The following is an 8,472-nucleotide window of genomic DNA, read 5'->3' as shown; positions in this document are numbered from 1 at the left end:
GCCGTGCCATGTGGGCCAGCCCGTGGCCCTGCCCTGCGCGCAGGCTCTGGGCGGTGTTGCGGGCGCGCTGCGGATTGCAGCCAGTGCGCGGCATGTTACGGCAGGAGAGGCCGATGCCGCCACCGAAACCGCCGCCCTCGTGCGGGATGTGGGGCAGGTGCTGGGCAAGCTGGTATTTGTGCTCGATCACTGGGAAAGCATTGCCGCGCGTGACCCCGCTCCGTGTGCCGCAGGCGTATTTCCGCTCTTGCGCTTGAGCGGCGGGGGCCGCACAACAGGCGCATGAGCGATCCTACCCCCGGCAGCGTGGCTCTTGCAGGTGTGCAGGACACGCAGGAGCATTTTCTTGACGGCCCCCGGCTTGAAGCGGGCATTACGCGGTTCTGGCTGATCCGCCACGCATTGGTGGAGGAAAACGCCCGCCTGTGCATGTATGGCAGCATGGATGTGCCGCTCTGCCCCGAGAGTCTGGTGGCGCAGCGGCCCATGTATCGTGCGCTGGCGGCCCGCCTGCCCGAGCACGCGCACTGGCTGGTCAGCCCGTTATCGCGCACGCACCGCACGGCGGAGGCGATTTTTGATGCGGGCTATACGCTGGCCGATGGTAGCCGGCCCGCCCTGCAGGTGGAACCGGAGCTGATCGAGCAGAATCTGGGGCGCTGGCAGGGGCTGACCTATGACCGCCTGCCCGGCCACCTGCGGCTGCCGCCGCATCCTTTCTGGCCGGTAGGGGCGACTGACCGCCCGCCGGAGGGAGAAAGTGTTGCCGATGTCTGCGCGCGTGTGGGGCACCTGCTGGACCGGCTGGCCGCGCAATACGCCCGGCAGGATGTTGTGGCCATAGCCCATGGCGGGGTTATCCGCTGTGCGCTGGCACATGCGCTGCGGGTGCATGCCGAGACGGCGCTGCATTTTTCAGTGCAGAATCTTTCTATCACCATTCTTGAGCGGCTTGATGCGGGCTGGCGTGTTGTTACCGTAAACGAACTGCCCGGCGTCTGAACACCGCGCTACCGCCATACTGTTTTTCGGCCCCTGTCAGGGAAGGTTTTTGGTCATGACGACATCGTTCACTCAGTCAGGCGGTCTGTCGGGCTCGCCGGGGGCGCTGGCGGTTACGGACACGCTGTTTTTTGCCCGCCCCGGCGCAACGCTGAGCCGTGATGAAGCCGAAACCCTGACCCGCAAGGCCCTTGCGGGCATGATGATGGCGAACTGTTTCTTGAATACCGCGAGAGCGAATCCATAGCGCTGGATGATGGGGTGATCCGCTCCGCCTCGTTCAACACCAGTTCGGGCTTTGGCCTGCGCGCCGTGCTGGGCGAGGAAACGGGCTTTGCCCATGCCGATGAACTCAGCCGCGAGGCCGTGCAGCGTGCGGGCAATGCGGTTGAGGCTGTCCGGGCTGGGCGCTCAGGCACGCTGGCACAGGCTCCGCGGCCTACTAACCAGCGGCTCTATACCGATGCCAACCCGCTGGGGGATACGGATTTTACCACCCGTTCGGGCCTTCTGAGCGAGATTGACGCCTATGCCCGCGGGCGGGACAGCCGGGTGGTGCAGGTTATGGCCTCGCTGTCGGGAGAATGGCAGGCGGTGCAGATCATCCGGGCCGATGGCGCACGGGTAGCGGACCTGCGCCCATTGGTGCGGCTGAATGTATCCGTTGTGGTGGAGCAGGACGGGCGGCGCGAAAGCGGTGGCCATGGTCTGGGCGGGCGCTATGCCATCAACCGCCTGCTGGAAGCCGAAACATGGCAGGGCGCGGTGGATGAGGCGCTGCGTCAGGCGCTGGTAGCGCTCGAGTCCCGCCCTGCTCCCGCCGGGCAGATGGAAGTGGTGCTGGGTGCTGGCTGGCCCGGTATCCTGCTGCATGAGGCGGTTGGCCACGGGCTTGAGGGGGATTTCAACCGCAAGGGCACATCCATGTTCTCAGGGCGGATGGGCACACGCGTGGCCTCCCCCGGCGTGACGGTGATTGACGATGGCACTCTGCCCGACCGGCGTGGCAGCCTGACGGTGGATGATGAAGGCACGCCCACCAGCCGCACGGTGCTGATAGAAGACGGGATTCTGTGCGGCTATCTGCAGGACAGGCTGAATGCCCGGCTGATGGATATGGCCCCCACGGGCAATGGCCGCCGCGAATCCTATGCGCATATGCCGCTGCCGCGCATGACCAACACCATCATGCAGCCGGGTTCCGCCACCACGGAGGAGATGATCCGCTCGGTCAAGCGTGGCCTGTATGCGGTGCATTTTGGCGGCGGGCAGGTGGATATCACCTCGGGCAAGTTCGTGTTCGCGGCATCGGAAGCCTATCTGATCGAGGATGGAAAGGTGGGTGCTCCGGTCAAGGGCGCGACCCTGATCGGTAGCGGGGCCGAGGCCATGAACCAGATTTCCATGATAGGCGGCAATCTGGAGTTGGACCCGGGTATTGGCACCTGCGGCAAGGCCGGTCAGGGTGTGCCGGTGGGTGTGGGCCAGCCCACCCTTAAAATGACCGGGCTTACGGTAGGCGGCACGGCGTAAGCACGCCACCGCCCCGGTTCCGCTTGTCTGGCCACCATGCTAGAGCGTGAACCGGACGGGGCCAGCCCTGTGCGGGCGTGGCTTTGGGCGGATGAGAGGAAAACAGGATAATGGACGCAAACGGATTTCGCAGCGCTTTCATGCGGGAGGCAGCGGCGCGCGGCTTCATTTTTCAGTGCACGGACGCGCAGGCGCTCGATGCGTTGATGGAGCAGCAGTCCGTTACGGCCTATATCGGCTTTGACCCCACGGCGGACAGCCTGCATGTGGGCGGGCTAATCCAGATCATGATGCTGCGGCTGTTGCAGCGCCACGGGCACCGCCCCATCGCCCTGATAGGCGGCGGCACGGCCCGGATTGGTGATCCGTCCTTCCGTGAGGAAGCGCGGCGGCTGATGACGGAGGATGTCATCCGTGCCAACATGGCGGGTATTGAAAACTGCCTGCGCCAGTTTCTGAGTTTTGGAGATGGTGGCACACCGGGTGCGCATGATGCGCGTCTGGTCAATAATGCCGACTGGCTGGACAAGCTCTCCTATATCGATCTGCTGCGTGATGTAGGCGTGCATTTTTCCATCAGCCGCATGCTGTCTTTTGATTCCGTCAGGAGCAGGCTTGAGCGCGAGCAGGGGCTGACCTTTCTGGAGTTCAATTACTCCATTCTGCAATCTTACGATTTCCGCGAACTCAACCGCCTGTACGATGCGCGGCTCCAGCTTGGCGGGTCTGACCAGTGGGGCAATATCGTCTCGGGTGTGGAGCTTGTGCGCCGCACCGACCAGAAAACCGTCATGGGGCTGACAACACCGCTGCTGGCAACGGCATCGGGTGCAAAAATGGGCAAGACGGCCGCCGGGGCCGTGTGGCTGTCCGCGGCCCGGCTTTCGGTTTTTGATTACTGGCAGTTCTGGCGCAATACGGAAGATGCCGATGTGGGGCGTTTCCTGCGCCTGTTTACCGAACTGCCGCTGGAAGAATGCGACAGGCTGGCAGCCCTTGGCGGGGCCGAGATTAACGAGGCCAAGAAAGTGCTGGCCACCGAGGCCACAGCCCTGTGCCACGGGCGCGAGGCCGCCCTTGCGGCAGCGGAAGCCGCCCGCCAGACCTTTGAGGAAGGGCGCACGGTTGCGGCCGACCTGCCGGTGCATGCCGTGTCTGCGGCGGCTCTGGCGGAAGGGATTCCCGCTTTCCGCCTGCTGACGGAAGCAGGGCTTGCCAAAAGCAATGGCGAGGCCCGGCGGCTGGTGCGCGGTGGTGGCGCACGGCTGAATACCGTGGTGATCGCGGATGAAAACCACCTGATTGGTGTGCAGGATCTGGTGGATGGCGCTATCAGGCTGTCTGCCGGGCGCAAGCACCATGTGCTGGTCAAGCCTGAAGCCTGAAGGCCCGGTGCTCTGGCTGTGTAACGGCCTCCCCTTTAAAACCCGGCGATACAGGCCGGGTTTTTTTGTGCCCGTCTGTTTGAGGGCGTCGGGCTGGTGCGCTGCGGGGCTGAAAGCCCGTGGACGCCACGCAGGGCCACATGATGCAGGCAGACCCGTAGGGTCTGTGCATGGGGCAAGGCGTAAATTGTCATGAAAAAGCAAGGCTGGTGCTGCTGGACAGGATTGAACTGTCGACCTCTCCCTTACCAAGGGAGTGCTCTACCACTGAGCTACAGCAGCGTTGCCTGCGGGGGGTTCTAGCGGCTCACGCGCCCCGCCGCAAGACTGAGGCGATCAAAAAACGAAAAAATTAATCATTCCACCGGCAAAGTTGGTACCAGCCTTGCCGGTGGCGCTGTAAATCAGTCGTCGCGATGGGTTTTTTCCATCCGCTCATGCTGTTCCTGTGCCTCAATGGACAGGGTGGCGATCGGGCGGGCCTCAAGCGTTTCAGGCCGATGGGCTCGCCGGTTTCCTCGCAATAGCCGTAGCTGCCGTTCTCGACGCGCTGCAGGGCCAGATTGATTTTGCCAATCAGCTTGCGGGCGCGGTCGCGGGTGCGCAGTTCCAGCGCACGGTCGGTTTCGACACTGGCGCGGTCGGTGATATCCGCTTCATGAATACCCCCTTCTGACAGGCTGGCCAGAGTGTCCCCGGCTTCCTTCAGCAGTTCGGCGCGCCATTTAAGCAGTTTCTGCCGGAAGTATTCCGTCTGGAGAGGGTTCATGAACTCCTCACCTTCGGACGGACGATAATCAGGCGGTAAAGTAATCATATCAGTTGTCAGCCTTTGCAACGACAGGAGGCCTGCCCTGAAAAGAATGACGCGGCTTATAACGGTAACGGGTTCATCAGCCAAGAAATTTATGTGATCACGTAAAGAGGAATTTCTTAAATATGAATATAACGTATAGAAATTGATAAGTTTTATGTAACCGGAGTGAAATACTTGTCCGGTTCAAGTGTGGTTTTATGGCCTGTCTGCAACAGTGTGTGCGAACAGGCCACAGGGGCGGGTGGGCAAACAGCCTAATCCCTGTCAGGCCCCTGCTCTGGTGTGGGTCAGACCTGCGCCTGACGGGGTATCAGAACGGGATTTCGTCATCCAGATCGCTGTTGCCCGAGGCATCCCAGCCGCCCGGTGCATTGCCGCCACGCTGCGGAGCAGGTAGGCGTGAGGACGATGACGGGGCAGAGCCGCCGCCATAGTCACCGCCGCCCGAACCGCCATTGTTATAGCCGCCATAGCTGCTGGAGCCAGCGCCACCACCGGCGTTTCCACCGCCGTAGCTGCTGCCACCACCATAACCGCCACCGCCTTCGCCTTCCTGACGGTTGTCGAGCAGTGTCAGTTCGCCACGGAAACGATCAATCACCACCTCGGTGGTAAAGCGTTCCTGCCCGCCCTGATCGGTCCATTTGCGGGTCTGGAGCGAGCCTTCCAGATAGACCTTGCGGCCCTTGCGCAGGAAGCGTTCCGCCACATCGGCCAGACGTTCGTTAAAAATAACGACCCGGTGCCATTCCGTGCGTTCACGCCGCTCGCCCGAGGCGCGGTCGTTCCAGGTATCGCTGGTGGCCAGCGAGAAGGAGACAATTTTCGCGCCGTTCTGGCTGTTGCGTACTTCCGGGTCCTTGCCCAGATTACCCACAAGAATAACCTTGTTTACGCTGCCTGCCATGACGGACTCCTGCTTTCTGATATGCGGCTGAGGGGTTTCTGTTTTGTGCTCTTTAGCGCAGCCACGCCATACTCACCAGCGGAACGGACGAATTTTCGCCCTGACCCGCTTATAGCCGCCAGATTGAAAGCCGCGCGGCCCCGTGCTGGCGTTCCCCCAGAGCTTCGAGCACCAGACCGTTCCGGCGGGGTACCGCAATGGCGGGGGCCTGCCCAGCGGCAGCCTGTGCCATGGGCGCTTGCCGGGGCTGGGCCTGTGGGGGGGTATCCACGGCCTGCGTTTCTTCCTCCGGGGGGGCGAAGGGCAGGGCTTCATGCGCGCGGTTTCGGCTACCACAATGGCCTCTGGTGCCAGCCAGCCCCGGTCGCGCAGGGCGCGCAGGGCGGTGGTGGGCAGGCCCAGACGGTATGGCGGGTCCAGAAAAACCAGCCGGGCCGGTTCCCGCTCGGGGTTGGGCGCGCGGGGGTAGGCAACATCACGCGGGATAACGGTTGTGCGGCTTTCCCACCCGCAGGCGTGGATATTGGCCCGCAGGGCGGCCAGTGCGGCGCGGTCGGTCTCGAAAAACGTAACGTGCTCCGCCCCGCGAGAGAGGGCTTCTAGCCCCAGCGCGCCGGTGCCTGCAAAGGCGTCCAGCACATGCGCGCCTTCAAGCAGGGGCAGGCCACCCCATGGGGCATGCAGCAGCATGTCAAACAGGGCCTGCCGCACGCGGTCGGCCGTGGGGCGTGTGGTGGAGCCGGTGGGGGCGTGCAGCATGCGGCCCCGGCGGCTCCCGGCGATAATCCGCACGCTCAGTCGCCTGAAGGAGCGGGACGGTTCTGCCCCTCTGTGCGGGTGCGGGGCTTGGCCGGGCGTTCTTCAGCTTGGGCAACTGGTCACGCAGCACGCGGGGCGAGACTTCCTCCAGCGCGCCACGGGGCAGCACCCCGAGCTGGAAGGGGCCATAGCTGGTGCGGATCAGGCGGCTGACATGCAGGTTCAGCCCCGACATGACCTTACGGATTTCGCGGTTTTTACCTTCACGCAGCGAGACGGTCAGCCACGCATTGTCGCCCTTGCTGGAGTCCAGCTCCGCGGTAATGGGGCCGTAGCGCACGCCGTCGAACACGCTGCCATTGGCCAGTGCTGCCAGCCGCGCCTCGTCCACCACACCGAACACACGCACGCGGTAGCGCCGCAGCCAGCCGTTGGAGGGCAGCTCAAGCCTGCGGGCCAGTTCGCCATCATTGGTCAGCAGCAGCAGCCCTTCGCTGTTCAGATCGAGGCGGCCTACGCTGATCACGCGGGGCATGTCTTCTGGCAGGGCGGAAAACACGGTGCGCCGCCCTTCGGGGTCGCGGTGGGTTGTTACCAGCGTCCGGCTTGTGGTAGCGCCACAGCCGGGTGCGCTGGGGCGGGGCCACGGGCTCGCCATTGACCTGCACAATGTCGTTGTCGCTAACGAAGGTGGCCGGGTGTGTCACTGGCTGACCGTTCAGGCGGATACGGCCTTCCTCGATCATACGCTCGGCGTCGCGCCGGCTGGCCACGCCAGATCGGGCCAGCCACTTTGCAATGCGCTCCGCGCGCGGTTCCTGGGTCACCCCTGCTCTCCTGCTGCTTTGATAAATGCCCTGAACAGGGCCTTGTCCACGGGGTCTATGCCAAATTCCGGGTGCCATTGCACCCCAAGGAAAAATTCCTGTGTCGGATCTTCCACCCCTTCGATCACGCCATCCTCTGCTACGGCGTTCACGCGGCCCCGTCCGGCATCGCGCACGGCCTGATGGTGGGCGGAGTTGACGGCGGCCTGTGTTCGCTCCTGCGCAATGCGCGCCAGCAGCGTGCCGGGCATGATCTCCACCGCGTGGCTGGCCTCATCACGCGGGTTGGGCTGTTCATGCGGCAGGGCGTTGGGGAGGGTATCGGGCAGATGCTGGATAAGCGTGCCGCCAAGGGCCACGGCCATGAGCTGCATGCCCCCGCATATGCCCAGTACGGGCAGGCCGCGCACCATGGCTTCGGCCAGAAAAGCGCTTTCGGCGCGGGTGCGGCGGGGGCGTAGGGTAACGCTGGGGTGCCGGGTCTGCTCGCCATACAGGGCGGGGTCTATGTCAAACGCGCCGCCGGTAATCAGCAGTCCGTCCACCTTGGTCATGTAATCACGCGCAAGCTGCGGAAAAAGCGGCAGAGCCATAGGTAACCCACCTGCCGTGCTGACAGCCGAAAGGTAGTTTTCGCGCATGGCGCACCACGCAAAGCGCGAATACTGATCCGCGCCGCCCTCTTCAAGATCAAGCGTGATACCGATAACCGGACGGTCTGCATCATGGCTGTGCCTGCTGTGCTCTGCCTGTTTATGCTCACGGGGCTATATGAGCGCCCCATGGGCTTTCAGGTGCCACAGCATGGCGGTTTTGCCTATGCGCTATCGCAACCGCTGGTGTATCAGCGTGCCAGTACAGAAGGCAGGCTGACCGGCATCATATGGACGGCAGGCTGCGCGGCATTAATGGGCGCATCCGACACCCGATCCGCTACGGCTACCCCGATTCCCAGAGCTGCCGCTGCAAGAATGAGAGAAAGGCTGTTCATGATCCTGTTCTCCATCATGTGGCTACCAGTCCCCCCTGCCAGATTACGTTATGTTACAGAACTGGGCGGGGTTTGTTCTTTGGAACGATGACAGAACGGAGGGCCGTATTGCAAGGAAAAACTTGCCTTCTGGCCGAGTCTGGGCAGTTTTTTCATAGGGCGGGGTGTGGGGCTGGCACCGCTGGTTGAAATATTTCGTGAGCAATGCCCGTGCAGGGATACGGCAGCGGGGTGGAAAGGGTGGCGGGCGA

The 8,472-nt window shown here is 63.3% G+C and carries 6 protein-coding genes, 1 tRNA gene and 5 pseudogenes; 4 read left to right on the top strand and 8 right to left on the bottom strand.

Annotated elements, in window-relative coordinates; genetic code table 11:
* From JCM25143_RS22465 to tyrS, 4 genes and pseudogenes are all read left to right on the top strand, one after another.
* Positions 1-286 (top strand): annotated as a pseudogene (locus JCM25143_RS22465) (hypothetical protein); the annotation flags it as partial.
* Positions 283-1,002 carry a histidine phosphatase family protein gene (locus tag JCM25143_RS13565; RefSeq protein WP_051543378.1) on the top strand — a complete coding sequence of 240 codons (720 nt, stop codon included), beginning with the start codon at positions 283-285 and terminating at the stop codon, positions 1,000-1,002. The pseudogene JCM25143_RS22465 and the gene JCM25143_RS13565, both read left to right, overlap by 4 nt.
* Positions 1,003-1,057: 55 nt before the next feature.
* Positions 1,058-2,535 (top strand): annotated as a pseudogene (gene tldD, locus JCM25143_RS19775) (metalloprotease TldD).
* A gap of 110 nt (positions 2,536-2,645) precedes the next feature.
* Positions 2,646-3,920: a tyrosine--tRNA ligase gene (gene tyrS, locus JCM25143_RS13555; protein ID WP_025861602.1), complete on the top strand. Its 1,275-nt coding sequence runs from the start codon at positions 2,646-2,648 to the stop codon at positions 3,918-3,920.
* Positions 3,921-3,955: 35 nt separating this feature from the next.
* On the opposite strand, the gene JCM25143_RS22460 is transcribed toward tyrS, so the two are convergent.
* The 8 genes and pseudogenes from JCM25143_RS22460 to JCM25143_RS22870 all read right to left on the bottom strand — a co-directional run bounded on the left by JCM25143_RS22460 (position 3,956) and on the right by JCM25143_RS22870 (position 8,221).
* Positions 3,956-4,114, bottom strand: a complete 159-nt coding sequence (locus tag JCM25143_RS22460; RefSeq protein ID WP_159101653.1) for a hypothetical protein — start codon at positions 4,112-4,114, stop codon at positions 3,956-3,958.
* 13 nt (positions 4,115-4,127) lie between these two features.
* Positions 4,128-4,202 (bottom strand) — tRNA-Thr (locus JCM25143_RS13550).
* A 122-nt stretch (positions 4,203-4,324) separates the two neighbouring features.
* Positions 4,325-4,737: pseudogene (gene dksA, locus JCM25143_RS19770) on the bottom strand (RNA polymerase-binding protein DksA).
* Positions 4,738-5,047: 310 nt separating this feature from the next.
* Positions 5,048-5,644, bottom strand: a complete 597-nt coding sequence (gene ssb, locus JCM25143_RS13540) for a single-stranded DNA-binding protein (RefSeq protein WP_025861599.1) — start codon at positions 5,642-5,644, stop codon at positions 5,048-5,050.
* 279 nt (positions 5,645-5,923) lie between these two features.
* Positions 5,924-6,403, bottom strand: a pseudogene (gene rsmD / locus JCM25143_RS19765) (16S rRNA (guanine(966)-N(2))-methyltransferase RsmD); the annotation flags it as partial.
* Between the two features lie 67 nt (positions 6,404-6,470).
* Positions 6,471-7,230 (bottom strand): annotated as a pseudogene (locus JCM25143_RS19760) (pseudouridine synthase); the annotation flags it as partial.
* Positions 7,227-7,937 (bottom strand): gamma-glutamyl-gamma-aminobutyrate hydrolase family protein, encoded by a 711-nt coding sequence (locus tag JCM25143_RS13525; RefSeq protein WP_035371352.1) that lies wholly within the window; start codon positions 7,935-7,937, stop codon positions 7,227-7,229. The pseudogene JCM25143_RS19760 and the gene JCM25143_RS13525, both read right to left, overlap by 4 nt.
* A 137-nt stretch (positions 7,938-8,074) precedes the next feature.
* Positions 8,075-8,221: a hypothetical protein gene (locus tag JCM25143_RS22870; protein WP_199897899.1), complete on the bottom strand. Its 147-nt coding sequence runs from the start codon at positions 8,219-8,221 to the stop codon at positions 8,075-8,077.
* Positions 8,222-8,472 lie beyond the last annotated feature (251 nt).

This window comes from Acetobacter papayae JCM 25143, from assembly GCF_000613285.1.
In the GTDB taxonomy this organism is placed as follows: Bacteria; Pseudomonadota; Alphaproteobacteria; order Acetobacterales; family Acetobacteraceae; genus Acetobacter; species Acetobacter papayae.
This window is presented reverse-complemented; position numbering and strand designations above follow the sequence as displayed.